The organism is Pseudomonadota bacterium, assembly GCA_036141575.1.
Taxonomy (GTDB): domain Bacteria; phylum Pseudomonadota; class Alphaproteobacteria; order UBA2136; family JAPKEQ01; genus JAPKEQ01.
Window position 1 is genome coordinate 155,022 of record JAYZXF010000003.1, and the last position, 14,849, is coordinate 169,870.

A 14,849-nucleotide genomic window follows, 5' to 3' on the forward strand; every position below is an offset into this window, starting at 1 on the left:
TTTTTATCCTTATTATTTAAAATCTTTATAAATCAGCAAGACGTAGTTTATCTGTAAGGGCGTATTTCATAATACCCAACACCTCATACAGCGCATCGTGCGTAATGTTAATACCATAAACTGATGGGAAGAAGTGAGAAAGTTTTGCAGGGCCACGCTCCAAAGTAAACACTGGGAAAGGAATAGGATCCAAACCACGACCACGATACGTTGCAAGCGCGCGCGCCATATGGACCTCATCTGTCACAAGGAAAAAGCGACGCACATTACGTGTACGCACTTCATGTGCAATCTGCAAAGCACTCTCATAAGTATTTGTAGACGCTTCTTCTAGTACAACAGGTGTAACTTGAGCACGCAGTGTATCAAACTGTGCTTTAAGCACCGCTGCTTCTGATGGATGTTTAAGGCCTTCTGTATGGCCACCACTCAGCATAACAGGCACACGGCTACCAAGATGGTTTTGCAGTGTGAGTGCAACGGCACCACGCTTGTAGCTTTCATGACGAGGCTGCCAGCCAACATCGCCTACGTAACGCATACCGCCAGTCAGCACAACAATCAGGTCAACCTCTTCTGTATCCACATCGTTAAAGCGTTCTGTTTCTACATTCGCGATAATCGCTGTTGAAAGAAAACGGCCAAAAGCTTCTGTCGAGAAAATCCAAAACAATCCAATGCTCATGATAAGGAAAACGCGGCCAAGAGCCTTTTTACGCCAGAAAATAAGCGCGAGAACCATCAGAACCAAAAACAGGCCTGGAGGCAAAATCAGTGCGGTAATTACATCTTTCATGGACGGTAGACTACCCCAGCACAATGCGTGGTGCAAGCACAGAAATCACTGCAAATACCTGCTGCATAATTGGGCCCATCACTTGCCACAAAATCGGCTGCCCACCCACTGGAATCATAATAAGACCCAGTAGCACAAACATACCGTAACGCTCGGTTGACGCATACCAGTAACCAATCGGCCCTTTCAGCACAGCACTTAGAATACGGCCACCATCGAGTGGCAAAATTGGAATAAGGTTAAAGATCATAAGCACCACATTAATCTGCAAAGACATGAGACAACTTTGAATGAGCCACTGCTTCGCTCCACTTGAAGGCACAAATTCAATGCAATACATCACTGCAACGGTTGCAAGAATCAAAATCAAGTTTGCCAGAGGGCCACAAATGGCCACAATAATTGGGCTCCAGAGTGTATCCTTTAAGTTTCTAAAGTTCACAGGTACTGGCTTTGCATACCCAAATAAGAAAGGCGCGCCTACAACCAAAAGTGCCATTGGGATAGCGAGTGTACCAATAGGATCAATATGGCGAATTGGGTTAAAGCTTACACGACCCAGCATCCAAGCTGTTTTATCGCCTTGTTTAAGTGCTGCGTAAGCATGCCCAGCTTCATGCAGTGTAATTGCAAGAAGAATTGGAATCGCTCCAACTGATAGAAATTGGATAAATGCTTGAATATCAATATTCATGGATCGGCCTCCTAAGCCATATTATAATTATTTCAAAAAGTAATTTTAAAAAATTATCTTTTGAAAACACTGCGCTCACCCGAGCGTAAAAAACGCGGTTTTACTTGGGTTCCGCGCGTGGCTGCGCCAACAGTGCCGCAGCATAGCTCTTCGCCCTGTTATGCCGAAGAACTATATAATGTCGGATCGCTACCAGCAGTTTTAGTTGCTGTGTATTTTTCAGTGAGTACAAGATAACGTGTCAGAGACTCTTTGACAGTCTCCCCATCTGCACGCACAAGGCTTGGAAGCTTTTCAAGCTTTTGCATCAACTCTTCTGAGGCTTCTGGCACAGCTGTAAGTGTCTTCATTGTTTCAATATCAGCAGAGCACTCAAGTACAAGATCACAGCCCGCATTCAGTGCATTTGTAATGCGCTCAGGCACAGTGCCTTCAAGCGCGTCCATACCAACATCATCACTCACAATAAGCCCTCTCATGCCCCACTCTTTCTGAATCACATTCTGTAAAATATGCTGAGAATTTGTCGCGCAAGCCTTATCTAAAGCCGGATATTCAATGTGCGCCGTCATGACAAATGGGCACATAGCATTTTCTTTAAACGGTAGAGCATCAACGTCTAGCTCTTCCGCGCTCGCATTCACCACAGGCAGTTCCACGTGAGAATCGACAGCCGCACGGCCGTGACCTGGTGCATGCTTAATCACAGGCCAAACGCCGCCAGCCATATGGCCACTAATTACGGCTGAGCAGAGCTTAGAGACAACTGCAGGATCAGTATGATACGCACGATCCCCAATCACGTTGTGCATAATGTCATGTGCAACATCAGCCACAGGCGCACAGTTTGCCGTGATACCGTAACGAGACAGCTGCACTGCTGAGATGAACCCACCAAGGCGCGCCCATTCTAGCGCTTCTTCAGGATTCACGTCATATGCCTTACCAAAATCAGACGCAGGTGGAAGCACAACATCCCAACGGATACGCGCCACACGGCCGCCTTCTTGGTCAATAAAAATAAGAGGAGGATTTGTTGGAGACAGCTCTGCAAGATCTGAAACAAGCTTACCAACCTGATCAGCACTCACACAGTTATTGCCCTTCTGCTTACGGTTAAACAGAATAAAACCCATAGGACGCACATCTTCAATCACTGCCCTCACCTCATCAGTGAGCACAGGATCTGGAATGGCCATAATAATTGGACGAGGCTTTTTCGCCTCTACAGAGTTGGGGCTCATGACTTCACCTTGAAGCAACCCTGTCCTTTCGCACTTAACTTGTTACAAAGGCTCTGTGCAGCAGAAGATGATTCAGCCCCAAAAAACTTAACACGGTAAACATTTCGGCCCTTTACAGAAGCTTTTTCAACAAAAGGTTTAAGATCACTTAAAAGTGAGCCATGCTTACTTGTAAATGTTTTAATCGCCTTATTTGCATCTGCTTCAGAACCGAATGATGCAAGCTGAACACCCCAGTTTCCAGATGTCGGCGTCACTGTTTTCACAGCAGTCTGAACTGGCTTAGGTGATGTTTTTGGTGCTGCTACAGGTTTAGGCTTCGCCACTGTTTTTGTTTCCTGAGCAATCAGCGCCGCCATAGGGTCGACTGTTGTTTCTGTCAGGTTAAACTCTTTTTTCGGCTGCTTTGGCGGAAGTTTCTGCACATCTTGTAGAGATGTCACTTCTTCATTCTTCGCATGCTCAATCATCGTGTTCACGCGTGCTTCAGCCTTTGCAAGCTCTTCACCACAACGCACTTGGCCGTCTGGTGTTGTTGCACAAGTAATTTCGTTACCGGCTTTTTCAACAGGATTTGTTGTCTTAAGAAGGTCAAAGACTGCCATATCTTGATATGGCACATGCGCGCCCGTTTCTCCTTCAACACGCTCTTTAAGAGGTGTCTTCGGAGCTGCTATAAGCCCTGGAGTGATATCTTCTGCCATGATGGCATCTTTATTGGCTGCCGCGTACCAAACCAATGCAACAAGCGAGACAACTGTCCCAATACCAATCATTGGCTTAAGCAGGCCACCGCCCATATCGTAAGATTTTTTCTTCTTTTTCATCTTCTTTTCCTTATTGCTCTTACCAAGCATAAATATCTAATTACAAAAGTCTAACACAAAATGCTTTCAACAGCTTACATCTTCTCAGGTGCACTCACGCCCATTAAACCAAGCGAGTCACGCAGAACTTCACGTGCGGTTTCAACAAGCTTTAAACGAGCCGTTGTCGCTGTAACATCTTTTTCATCTAAGAAACGTACACTGTCATACCAGCTGTGGAACTGAGATGCGAGATCATACGCGTAAGCCGCTAAACGGTGCGGTTCACCAGCACTTGCCGCCTTCTCTAGGTGTAGAGGATACATCATCAAGTGCTTCATCAAGGTCAGCTCTTTCTCATGTGTGAGCGTGTTTACATCTACTGATGCATGGAGCTCAATACCCATTTCTTGCCTTTGACGGAATACGCTGCACATACGTGTATGAGCGTACTGAACGTAGAACACAGGGTTCTCATTGTTCTTCTCAATAGCCTTACCAAGGTCAAAATCAAACTGAGTTTCTGGCTTACGGTTCATAAACCAAAAACGCGCAGCGTCAGGGCCAACATCATCCAAAATTTGGCGCAGCGTAATAAAGTTACCTGCACGTTTACTCATCTTCACAGGTTCACCGTTTTTCACAAAACGCACCATTTGCATCAACTTAATTTCAAGCGCTTTTTTGTTACCAGTCACAGCTGTGAGTGCACTTGTAAGGCGTTTCACCGCACCACCATGGTCCGCACCCCAAACATTAATCAGGCGTTCATGGCCGCGGTTGAGTTTATCTGTGTGGTAAGCAAGGTCAGCACCGAAGTATGTAAACTCACCGCGTGAGTTCTTCATTGGACGGTCACTATCGTCACCAAACTCAGAAGACTTAAACAGCGGAAGCTCCTCCGGCTCGTAGTCATCTACAATTTTACCTTTTGGTGGCGGTAGAATGCCATCAAACACAAGCCCCTTCTCGCGAAGTTCTTCCATAATTTTTTCAGGTAGGCCTGTTTGCTGCATTTTGTACTCGCTGTAAAACTCATCAAATGCTGCAATGTTTAGGTCTGTAAGATCCTTCTTAATCTCACTCATCATCGCATCTACGCAAAATGCGCGAATACCCAGAAGCACCGCCTCAAAATCTGTTTCCTTCGTCCACTTGTCGCCTTCAGCCGCTTTTAGCTTTTCAGCAATCTCAATCACGTAATCGCCAGGGTACGCATCATCAGGAATCTCTACATTCTCACCAAATAGCTCACGGTAACGCAGCCATACAGAGTTTACGAGGGTACGAATCTGGCGACCTGCATCATTAATCAGGTATTCACGCCACACATCAAAGCCTGTTCTATCTAAAATGCGAGAAAGCACATCCCCAAAGATTGTGCCACGCATGTGACCGGCATGAATTGGGCCTGTTGGGTTGGCACTACAGAACTCAACCATCACCTTTTGGCCTGCACCCATTTTTGAAGCACCAAAATCTTCAACGCCATCAATGATGACATCCATCTGACCAAAGATCGCTTCAGGTTTCAGCTTCATGTTAATAAAGCCCGGGCCGGCAATCTCTACAGATTCAACTTGGTCCCAAGCTTCCATTTTACCCTTAAGGTCAGAAGCAATATCACGTGGAGGCTTGCCCACAAGTCGTGTCAGAACCATTGCAGCATTGGTTGCAAAGTCACCATGAGAGGCATCTTTTGGCTGCTCAAGCGTTACATTAGATGCATCTATATCTGGGTAAAGGCCAGCAATATCATTTACCAGCTGGCTTTTTAACGTATGGTACAAAGAACTCACGTTTCTTCTGTCTTTCTGTTATAAAATTTTCTTAAATTTGAAGCATGTAGCTACCGTAGAGACGCGCATGCTCACGCACTGCACTACGGTCAGTCATCATACTGATATAATCAGCAACCGCAAGTGCTTTTGCAGCATCGCTATCATCATCTTTCAAGCGTGCCAAAACCTTAGGCGGTAGAAGCTTTTTATGGTTCATGTGCGCATCAAACAGATCCTTCACAATTTGGAATGCACGGAAGTTCTCTGCATTAATATGACGGTTACGGTAAACATTCGCGTACATGAAGGTTTTCATCTCTTTCATGTTCTCAGCCATTTTAGGGCTTACACCCACCACCATTTGTCCAGCATTACGCACATCATCAACAGTTTGAATCTTCGCTTTGGTAATGTTGTGCTGCGTTGTTTTGAGGAGATCTTGTACATGCAAGCTAATAGACTGCTTAATTGTCTCCTTAAACAAACGGCTTTCATCTGCACTTGGGTAACTGCTCTGTACACGGTCATACATACGTGCAAAGTATGGTAGGCCGTCCATAATTTGACGGAATGTCAGCATGCCTGTGTGCAAACCGTCATCAAGGTCATGGTGGTTGTAGGCAATATCATCAGCAATAGCAGCAAGTTGCCCTTCAAGTGAACAGTGCTTTGTCGGGTCCATATCACTCATCAATGGGTTTTCAGCTTCAACGCCTTCGAGAGGGCCATTGTGCTTAGAAATCCCTTCAAGAGATTCCCAAGTCAGGTTCAAGCCATCAAACGCGCAGTAGCGGTTTTCAAGCTTACGAACAATACGCATAGCTTGGATATTATGGTTAAAACCGCCAAGGCCTTCCATGCATTCATCAAGTGCCTCTTCCCCTGCATGGCCAAATGGTGGGTGACCAAGATCATGAGACAAGGCAATCATTTCACCAAGGTCTTCATCAAGGTGAAGCGTGCGGCAAGCTGTGCGAGCAATTTGTGCAACTTCTAGAGAGTGTGTCAGGCGTGTACGGATATGGTCTGTTACCGTCACGTTAAAGTAAACTTGTGTTTTATGTTGCAGACGGCGGAACGCTTCACTGTGGATCACACGGTCACGGTCTCTTTGATACGGTGTGCGATCTTGCGACTCTGGTTCGCTAAAATCACGCCCTTTAGAGTTCTTCCAAAGACATGCGTAAGGTGCTAAATCTCTATTGTCTGCTTTATGTTTTGCCATGCGTGCTCTTGCCTTGCTTATTAATTTTCACTACAGTGATTATTAAGTGGGACGAAATAAGTACTTTATCAACCCCTAAAATACGTTTTGCAGTATAACGTACATACTGTAACAAGGCAAAAAATGTTACTGCACTTAAAGCTCTTTCAGAGTTCGCTCAAACGTAGCGAAAATAATGGCTTTAAGGAACCGCAACGCAGTGCACTCCTATGTGCATGAGTAGCGGAAGCAGATAAAGGCATGATTTGCAGCAAGTATGAGTAGAATTATGGAAAAGCTTTATGGTAAAAATTGCATTTGATGAACCTACACCACCATCACAAGATGATGCCCCTTCTGTACGCATTAGCGACATGGCCGCAAGCCGTATTGAGAAGCTCCTTTCAGATGAGCCTGAAGGCACAGTTCTGCGCATCAACATTACTGGTGGCGGTTGCAGTGGCTACAGCTATAACTTCAAGCTAGACAGCAGCACGTCACCTGAGGATATCACCGTAGAAAACGGTCCTGCCAAAGTTGTAATTGATCCGAACAGCTTTAATTTTATTAAAGGCTCAACGATTGATTACATCGATACACTAGAAGCCAGCCAGTTCATTATTAAAAATCCAAATGCCAAAACCAGCTGCGGCTGCGGCACAAGCTTTAGTATTTAAACGTAGAAAAGCAGCCCGAAGGCTGCTTTCTTTTCGATTTAAATTACCAGTCACCACCATAGCCGCCGCTGTAAACTTTTGTTGCAACAGCAAAGCCAACAGGGTCATTCAGAATGCCGCCAGAGAGGTCAGGAACCGCAGAAGATGTCTTCTTGCAGGAACAGTCAGCCTGTCGAGGGGCTGGCCTTGCACTTCCCGCACCCATAAACATGCTCTCCAGTTCGCAGGCCTCCTCCTCAAAGGATTGGTCTGGCACAAAGCTCGGATTGCGGCGCATATACTCCTCCTGTTCCTGATCATTCATAATCCACCAAAGAACCTGAATATTAACACTCCCTCCAGAATATGAAGAAGACTGATAGAAATCATAACCATCTACCGTCTTCGCACGCCAGAAAATGCATCCTTCTACGCGAACAAAGGGCACCGGCTTTCTCTCTTTAGGAGCCGCAGCCTTCACTTCAGAGGTCGTAGTTTTCACTGGATTTCCAGCAGAAGGCTGCGCCTTCACATCACCAGCCGAAGCCGATTTTGCAGTAAACACTGCCAAAGCGACACCACCAGCAACAAGACCCGCCAACGCAAAAAGTTCCATCTCAACCTCCCAAGGTTTGATAAAGTAAAAAGAACGTAAGATCTTTGTGATCTATTTCATATATGGGGATCATTGGCCCCAATATCAAGTGTAAAAAAGCAGCCGGAAGGCTGCTTTCTTTTCGATTATTCCGGACGGTATGTCGGGTTCTCTTCCATGTAGGCATCTTTATCCTTTCTGCTCAAACTCTTCCAGAGCTGAGTAAACCGAATAAATTTGCCTGTTTGGTGATTGCGATACTCATGACCTGCAACACGCGAGCTCCCAAGGTAGGTATAGCGCACCCCATTTACCGTGTACTCCTTTGCAGGGTTGGTAAATTCAGGTGGACTCCACGGCTCAGTCTTTGGCAGGTTTTCCAGTGCTTTTTGGCGCGCCTTACGACGACGTGCACCAAACAAAATCACCAGAAGAATACCAGCTGCTCCCAAAACAAGATAAGTCAGTATGTCTTGATCCATAACAGACCCCTTCTGTAGAAAAACGTAAAAAGATAAAAAGACCGCTCGGTATAGCAATAAATTCAAGAGACTGTCAACAATAAGCGCAAAAAAGCAGCCCTAAATGTCAATAAAACAAGAGTTTTAGAAAATAGCGTCTTTAATAGTAGAGTAGTTTTCTGGGTGAGAGAGCAACCAGTTATCTGTTAGCTTCCAATTGTTCTGAAAATATTCTGAACTCAACCTACCTAAAGGCTTGCCAGTAGATAAAGATTGAATATTAAAATCAGTATGCTTTGCAAAAGCAATAGCTACCGCAACATCCCAAAAAGAGTGGCTTTTTGTGAATGTCATGCCTGCAGATTGGCCTGCACATACTGAGTATGTTCCCTGCGCAGAGGATTCAGGCGAATTCACCCACACACCATTTACAGCACTGTCACTTTGCCAATCACGCCCTTTAAAACGATCGCTCTCTACAAAAACTTGAGAGGTAAGTTCATGCTTTTTAAGCGTTACTGGCTCAGAGTGCCCCGTTGCAATGTTTACATTTTCTATACCGTTTTCAGTACTCAAAAGAAGTTTGCCAATAGCTGGCATACATAGGCCTGCCATAAGTGGCTCACCATTTTTGTAAAGCGCAATAAAAATACCCCAAAGGAAGCGTCCCATCGCATATCCAGCAGTCCCATCTATAGGATCAACGACCCACTGATATTCACTACTTTCAAATACATCTTTTGGCGTACGCTCACCAATGCTTTCCTCATCAATAAGGGTTACATTGTCCAGCTCAAGGCATGGCAGTTTCTGTGCCATCTTAGAAATGGCAAGGTCAGACTCAGTCAGGGCGTCTGTACCGCCCTTATACATAGTCTCAATACCATCTTGTTTTTCAAGAGCAAAGGCGCCAGCTTCCAGTAGAAATTTAGTCATTGCTTCTTCGCAAACTTTAATATCTACCTGAGACATGGCACCTTCTCCTTTAATATTTAGAAACGTGCTTCAATTGTTGACTTAAGACTTTTAAGATCAGCCATTAACGCGTCGCGCTTCGTCTGTTGCTCAGTCACTACATGCTCTGGTGCACGGGCCACAAAGCTTTCATTCCCAAGCATACCCTCAATCTTAGACAGCTCTTTTTCAGCTTTCTCGATCTCTTTCTCAAGGCGCTCTTTCTCAGCAGCAAAGTCTACGATACCGTCCATGTTAAGGAGAATCTCAAGACCTTCAGCAACAGCAACCACTTCTGTCTTCGCAGCAGCTTCAGACGTACTTTCAAAACCAGATGTCTTCGTGAGGAAGGCAAGCATTGAAGCAAACTTCTCAAAACGTGCTTCAGCAGTTGCATCAGCCCCTTTCACACGTGCTGTCACATCTACCTTAGGCGCAACTTTCATCTCACTACGAGCCGTACGGATGGCACCAACCACATTCACAAGCCAGTTAATATCTGTCTTAGATGTTTCATCAGATGGAATTTCATCAACTTTCGGCCATGCCGCTTGCATCAGGTAACCTTCTGTCGCACCGTCCATGTCTTGCCATAGCTTCTCAGTAATGTAAGGCATCATTGGATGTAGCACTTTAAGGATGCTTGTTAGTACGGCACCAGCAACAGCTTTGGTTTCTGCCTTAAGCGCTTCATCGTCACCGTTTACAAGTGGCTTAATCAACTCTAGGTACCAGTCACAGAATGTGCTCCACATCAGGTGGTAAAGCTTGCCACCCACATCATTGAAGCGGTACCCATCAAAGGCCTCTTCAATTTCACCAATTGTTTCTTTCAGAACGCTGCACATCCACAGGTTCACAGGGTGTTTTGCCTGCGCAAAACCTTCTGCTTCGTTACCAAGCTGAATGCCGTTCATCTCTGCAAAACGAGAAGCATTCCAGATCTTCGTACAGAAGTTACGCCCCTGCTCTACCATGTGCTCACCAAGTTTAATGTCTTGGCCAATAGCAGATTGGTTCACAAGCGTATAACGCATGGCATCTGTACCAAATTTATCCATCAGATCTAGAGGGTTCATGACGTTCCCCTTAGACTTACTCATCTTCTGGCCTTTTTCATCCAGAATCATAGCGTGCGTGTAAATCGTCTTAAACGGAGATTTACCTGTAAACTCTTTCGCCATCATCATCATACGGATAATCCAGAAGAATAAAATGTCACGACCTGGCATAATCGCTTCTTGTGGGAAGAACTTATCAAACTCAGGTGTTTTCTCAGGCCAGCCCAGCGTGCTCATTGGCCATAGCGCACTTGAAAACCACGTATCAAGTACATCGTTATCCTGCTCCCAGCCTGCGCCTGGGCACTCAGCCTGTACTTTAATCTCTTCGCCTTTATACCAAGCAGGGATACGGTGCCCCCACCAAAGCTGACGAGAGATACACCAGTCTTGAATATTATTCAGCCAGTGGCGGTAAACTTTTTCATCACGTGGGTTTACAAAGTTCACTTCGCCATCATCTGCGGCTTGCAGACATTTTTTCGCAAGGGGTTCACCCTTCACAAACCACTGATTTGAAAGATATGGCTCAAGAATTGTATCATCACGCTCAGCATGCGGAACGCCGTGCATGTGCTCTTCTTCTTTTACAAATAGGCCAAGCTCTTTAAAGTCTTCAATCACCTTTTTACGTGCATCAAAACGGTCCATACCCACGTAACCTTCAGGGCAGTTCTCGTTCATTTTTGCCTCATGTGTCATCAGATTAATCAATGGGATATGCACACTATCTTTATGTCGCTTGTAAACTTCAAAATCATTAAAGTCATGCGCGGCTGTAATCTTCACCATCCCTGAACCAAACTCAGGATCAACATAATCATCAGCAATAATTGGAATCTCACGATTTACGATTGGAACCGTTACCATACGGCCAACAAGGTCGCCTGCACGTGGATCTTTCGGGTTAATAGCGATCGCACCGTCCGCAAGAATTGTTTCTGGGCGTGTTGTGGCAATGTTAATGCCCTTTTCACCGTTGTACTCACCGCCATCAGCAAATGGGTATGTGAAGTGCCATAGATGACCGTTCACCTCTTTGTGCTTCACTTCCAGATCACTCACAGAAGTCTGCATGTTTGGATCCCAGTTTACAAGGCGTTGGCCACGGTAAATCAGGTCACGCTTGTGGAGTTCAATAAAGATATGCTCAACAGCCTTACTTAGACCTTCATCCATTGTAAAACGCTCACGCTGCCATGCACATGACACACCCAGGCGGCGCATTTGTGAGGCGATTGTGCTGTGAGAGTGATCTTTCCATGCCCAAGCACGCTCAAGGAATTTTTCACGACCCATTTCAAAACGGTTTGTGCCTTCATCCTTAAATTGGCGGTCTAGAACAACGTGTACAGCAATAGAGGCATGGTCTGTGCCTGGTTGGTACAGCGCATCAAAGCCTTTCATACGTGCACGACGTACAAGCATATCTGGAAGTGTATTATCGAGAGCGTGCCCGACGTGAAGTGTCCCTGTGACGTTTGGAGGTGGCATCATAATCGCGTAAGGGTTCTTGTCGCCTGAGACTTCTGGTTCAAAACAGTTGTCAGATTCCCAGTTTGCATAGAGCTTTTGCTCTACGCTAGACGCTTCATAATGTTTATCGAGTGCCACTTTTCCACTTCCTTGTCATTAAATAGGTTTAAAACACGAAAAGAATAGCCGATTTATCAGAAAAAATCAGGCTTTTTTTACTGTATTTTCAGGGATTTTATTAAAAAGCAATATACTTAAATTTCGCTGAATCTTGCCGAAAGCTCATTTTGAAAAATAAGAAGAAGCATAAAGATAAAAATTCGCTGATAGGTTAGCGAAAATTCTTCTGTAGGAAGAGTGCAGGACGATGTGTATAAAATATACATGAGGACGAACCCTGCACTACAGAAGAATTTGCAGCACCTAGCAGTAGAGTTTTATTTGTCAGCGAGCTTTTCTAGCTCTTCCTTTACAAGACGCTCTACAATTTCTGGAAGGTTGTTCTGAATCCAACCTTTTACGAGAGGACGCAGTGCTTCAGCCAACACTTCCATTGGAAAACCAACTTGCAGACCTTCTGCACTTGGCAGAGCATTGAGATGCTTATACTGCGCAGCCGCAACTCCCGCACCTGCAGTAGCTCCTTTAAAGGCAGCAAGCACAGCTTCATCAGAAATTTCTTCAGCACCAATATCATCTAGAACCTCAGACATATCTTCTTCAGCTTCTGCCGCCTTGTAAGATTCCTGCGCTTCTTCTACATCACTTGTGTTTGCAGGCTTTGTTTCGCCTGTTTGTTCAAAGTGATCCACATCTACAAAGTCATCATCTGCACTTGATTCTTCAGATCCAATCTCATCGACAAGATCAAGAACATCGTCTTCGCTAACACCAGAATCTGCGGAAGCAGCTTCTTCTACAGAAGTTTCGCTCATAAGACCATCCATGGCATCATCAGCAGGTGCGTCACCAGATGCCGCTGCAGCTACAGCAGCAGCTTCCTCGGCAATAGCATCATCTACGTCTTCATTTTCAGCAACAGGGTGCATATCTTCTTCAAATGCAGCAGAAGTATCATCAGATGTACCACCATCAACCTCTGTTGCACTCATAAGACTTTCATCAATATCACCTTCAGGAATAGCAGGAGATGCATCTTCTTCAGGCGCATCTTCCTCAATTTGCTCAGCAAGCATTTCCTCGGCAAGCGCCTCAGGATCTAGATCATCATCTTCTCTAGTTGTCTCTTCTTCAACAGTTTCACGAATCGAAGACAGAATGTCCTCAATAGACTCATCCGTAGGTTCAACAGGGTTATTTGTCATGGGCTTTTATCTAAATTCTTATTATTTGGCATTAAAGTATCAAAAACAAAACGCTAATGCCAGTGTTTTTAGCGTGTGGGTTGCCTTACAAGAGAATGATTAGGCTTTGCCTAACTTGTTTGGAATAAGTTTTTATTTTTTTGACAGGCGCTGAGTAGCTGTAACTACTTGAGTTCTGAAAAAAAACTAAAAAGTTGTCCAAAGCAACTCTCTGTAATGCAAGCACACAGATTTTCTCCATCTATCATAAAGGATAATGTATAATGAAACAATATAAGAAAATGTAAGAAGATCAACCTATGAAAGGTTAAGAATAACGTGAAGAAAAACATTCATCATAACAATAACATCGAAGAACTTATCGATGGTAACCAACCCCTTCCAAAGAAAACAGCTGAAGAAGTAGCTAAACTTCTCACAGATGGGGACCTAACAGGTTACGACAAAAAATTTATTAGCAACGTCGTATTAGAGCTGGCACATACTGCCAAAGTCTTTGATCCAATCCGTACGAGACCAAAGGTTTCCATTTTTGGTTCAGCACGTACAAAACCAGACCATCCAGATTACATTCTATGTAAAGAGTTTTCTAAACAGATGGCTGATCTTGACTACATGGTGATTACAGGCGCAGGCCCAGGTATTATGGCTGCCGGTAATGAAGGCGCAGGTAAAGACCACGCCATTGGTCTAAACATTGATCTACCATTTGAGCAAAGTGCAAACGAGTTTATTCAAGATAGCCCGTACCTGATTACGTACCGCTACTTCTTTAACCGTAAGCTTACCTTTGTACGTGAAGCGGATGCGATTATCCTCTTCCCAGGCGGTGTTGGCACAATGGATGAAGGCTTTGAAGCCCTCACACTTATCCAAACAGGCCGTGCAATGCCTCAGCCGATTGTCCTTATGGATCACGAAGGCAGCAACTACTGGGAAAAATGGATTGAGTTTGTAAAAGAAGGCCTCCTTGCTAACGGCACAATTAGTCCAGAAGATATGTACCTGTTCCGTCATTTCCATGACGTGGCTGATGCGGCGGACTACATTAATAACTTCTACCGTAGATACCACTCTCTGCGCTACTACAAGGATAAGGTAATCATTCGCTTGAACAGCCCAATTCCGAAGGCGCTTCTGGATGATATCCGTGAAGAGTACAAGGACTTCCTTGGTGAATATGGTCTACAAGAAAGTGAAGCACTGGACGTTGAAAAGAACGAGCCAGATATCGCTCACCTTCCTCGCCTTATTATGCAAGCGCAGCGTGATAAGCCGGTAGACCTATACCGCCTCATCCGATCTCTCAACCGTGAAAACATTGAGAGTTCAACACGTAGGCAAGATCGCGATGAGCTGACACCACCACCTCCACGCCCTAAGCGTAACAAAGTTGGTGAAAACCGTAAGTAGGTTACAAAACAGCAAAAAGCCCGCATGTGCGGGCTTTTTTATATCGATTAATCTTTTGGTTTGCTCTGGGCTGCAATTTCATCAAGTGTTTGACGTACTTTTTTTGCAGCAGCTTCCATCTCTGCTTCAGTCGGGTTATACCCCTGCTCTCTCATCCGCACCTCCATACGTTTATGAGATTCTTCAAAACGTTTGGAAGAAGCATTTATACGCATCCGCAGGCGAATTCCGATAATAGACATCACAAACAAAAAGAGAGTCATAGGAATACCAATGACCAAAGCAATGATCGGCGCCCCAACCATAAAGTTATACGCAGTCATTACGCCTATCAGGAATGAGCCAAGCAACATAAAAATATAGATACCCATAACAGGCCTCCA

The 14,849-nt window shown here is 44.9% G+C and carries 14 protein-coding genes; 2 read left to right on the plus strand and 12 right to left on the minus strand.

Annotated elements, in window-relative coordinates:
- Positions 1-25 precede the first annotated feature (25 nt).
- The 6 genes from VX730_02495 to VX730_02520 form a co-directional block, all read right to left on the minus strand.
- Positions 26-796, minus strand: coding sequence for a YdcF family protein (locus VX730_02495; GenBank protein ID MEC9291248.1), 771 nt, complete (start codon positions 794-796; stop codon positions 26-28).
- A 10-nt stretch (positions 797-806) separates the two neighbouring features.
- Positions 807-1,490, minus strand: coding sequence for a site-2 protease family protein (locus tag VX730_02500; GenBank protein MEC9291249.1), 684 nt, complete (start codon positions 1,488-1,490; stop codon positions 807-809).
- A gap of 158 nt (positions 1,491-1,648) precedes the next feature.
- Entirely contained in the window at positions 1,649-2,734 is a 1,086-nt protein-coding gene (locus tag VX730_02505; protein ID MEC9291250.1) for a glycoside hydrolase family 3 N-terminal domain-containing protein, read from the minus strand.
- Entirely contained in the window at positions 2,731-3,561 is an 831-nt protein-coding gene (locus tag VX730_02510; protein ID MEC9291251.1) for an SPOR domain-containing protein, read from the minus strand. The genes VX730_02505 and VX730_02510 overlap by 4 nt, the downstream gene beginning before the upstream one ends.
- Positions 3,562-3,635: 74 nt before the next feature.
- Entirely contained in the window at positions 3,636-5,339 is a 1,704-nt protein-coding gene (gene argS / locus VX730_02515; protein MEC9291252.1) for an arginine--tRNA ligase, read from the minus strand.
- 31 nt (positions 5,340-5,370) lie between these two features.
- A complete protein-coding gene (locus tag VX730_02520) occupies positions 5,371-6,546 on the minus strand; it encodes a deoxyguanosinetriphosphate triphosphohydrolase (GenBank protein ID MEC9291253.1) in 1,176 nt (391 codons plus the stop codon).
- Positions 6,547-6,827: 281 nt separating this feature from the next.
- On the opposite strand from VX730_02520, the gene erpA reads away from it, so the two are divergent.
- The gene (gene erpA, locus VX730_02525) at positions 6,828-7,202 is read left to right on the plus strand and encodes an iron-sulfur cluster insertion protein ErpA (protein ID MEC9291254.1); all 375 of its coding nucleotides are present in this window, start codon (positions 6,828-6,830) and stop codon (positions 7,200-7,202) included.
- Between the two features lie 43 nt (positions 7,203-7,245).
- Here erpA and VX730_02530 read toward each other — a convergent pair whose 3' ends face one another.
- The 5 genes from VX730_02530 to VX730_02550 form a co-directional block, all read right to left on the minus strand.
- Positions 7,246-7,797, minus strand: a complete 552-nt coding sequence (locus tag VX730_02530; GenBank protein MEC9291255.1) for a hypothetical protein — start codon at positions 7,795-7,797, stop codon at positions 7,246-7,248.
- A gap of 125 nt (positions 7,798-7,922) precedes the next feature.
- Entirely contained in the window at positions 7,923-8,258 is a 336-nt protein-coding gene (locus tag VX730_02535) for a hypothetical protein (protein MEC9291256.1), read from the minus strand.
- Between the two features lie 123 nt (positions 8,259-8,381).
- Positions 8,382-9,209 (minus strand): inositol monophosphatase family protein, encoded by an 828-nt coding sequence (locus VX730_02540; protein ID MEC9291257.1) that lies wholly within the window; start codon positions 9,207-9,209, stop codon positions 8,382-8,384.
- A 20-nt stretch (positions 9,210-9,229) separates the two neighbouring features.
- Positions 9,230-11,866, minus strand: a complete 2,637-nt coding sequence (locus tag VX730_02545) for a valine--tRNA ligase (protein MEC9291258.1) — start codon at positions 11,864-11,866, stop codon at positions 9,230-9,232.
- 299 nt (positions 11,867-12,165) lie between these two features.
- Entirely contained in the window at positions 12,166-13,053 is an 888-nt protein-coding gene (locus VX730_02550) for a DUF2497 domain-containing protein (GenBank protein ID MEC9291259.1), read from the minus strand.
- Between the two features lie 318 nt (positions 13,054-13,371).
- Here VX730_02550 and VX730_02555 point away from each other — a divergent pair, with 318 nt between their 5' ends.
- Positions 13,372-14,466, plus strand: coding sequence for an LOG family protein (locus tag VX730_02555; GenBank protein MEC9291260.1), 1,095 nt, complete (start codon positions 13,372-13,374; stop codon positions 14,464-14,466).
- Positions 14,467-14,513: 47 nt separating this feature from the next.
- Here the strand turns inward: VX730_02555 and VX730_02560 are convergent, their stop codons facing one another.
- A complete protein-coding gene (locus VX730_02560) occupies positions 14,514-14,837 on the minus strand; it encodes a hypothetical protein (protein MEC9291261.1) in 324 nt (107 codons plus the stop codon).
- Between the last annotated feature and the right edge of the window lie 12 nt (positions 14,838-14,849).

Bases quoted from the DNA above. Each gene is read 5' to 3' on its own strand.
- VX730_02495 (MEC9291248.1), bottom strand. From the start codon at position 796: ATGAAAGATGTAATTACCGCACTGATTTTGCCTCCAGGCCTGTTTTTG.
- VX730_02500 (MEC9291249.1), bottom strand. From the start codon at position 1,490: ATGAATATTGATATTCAAGCATTTATCCAATTTCTATCAGTTGGAGCG.
- VX730_02505 (MEC9291250.1), bottom strand. From the start codon at position 2,734: ATGAGCCCCAACTCTGTAGAGGCGAAAAAGCCTCGTCCAATTATTATG.
- VX730_02510 (MEC9291251.1), bottom strand. From the start codon at position 3,561: ATGAAAAAGAAGAAAAAATCTTACGATATGGGCGGTGGCCTGCTTAAG.
- VX730_02520 (MEC9291253.1), bottom strand. From the start codon at position 6,546: ATGGCAAAACATAAAGCAGACAATAGAGATTTAGCACCTTACGCATGT.
- erpA (MEC9291254.1), top strand. From the start codon at position 6,828: ATGGTAAAAATTGCATTTGATGAACCTACACCACCATCACAAGATGAT.
- VX730_02530 (MEC9291255.1), bottom strand. From the start codon at position 7,797: ATGGAACTTTTTGCGTTGGCGGGTCTTGTTGCTGGTGGTGTCGCTTTG.
- VX730_02535 (MEC9291256.1), bottom strand. From the start codon at position 8,258: ATGGATCAAGACATACTGACTTATCTTGTTTTGGGAGCAGCTGGTATT.
- VX730_02540 (MEC9291257.1), bottom strand. From the start codon at position 9,209: ATGTCTCAGGTAGATATTAAAGTTTGCGAAGAAGCAATGACTAAATTT.
- VX730_02550 (MEC9291259.1), bottom strand. From the start codon at position 13,053: ATGACAAATAACCCTGTTGAACCTACGGATGAGTCTATTGAGGACATT.
- VX730_02560 (MEC9291261.1), bottom strand. From the start codon at position 14,837: ATGGGTATCTATATTTTTATGTTGCTTGGCTCATTCCTGATAGGCGTA.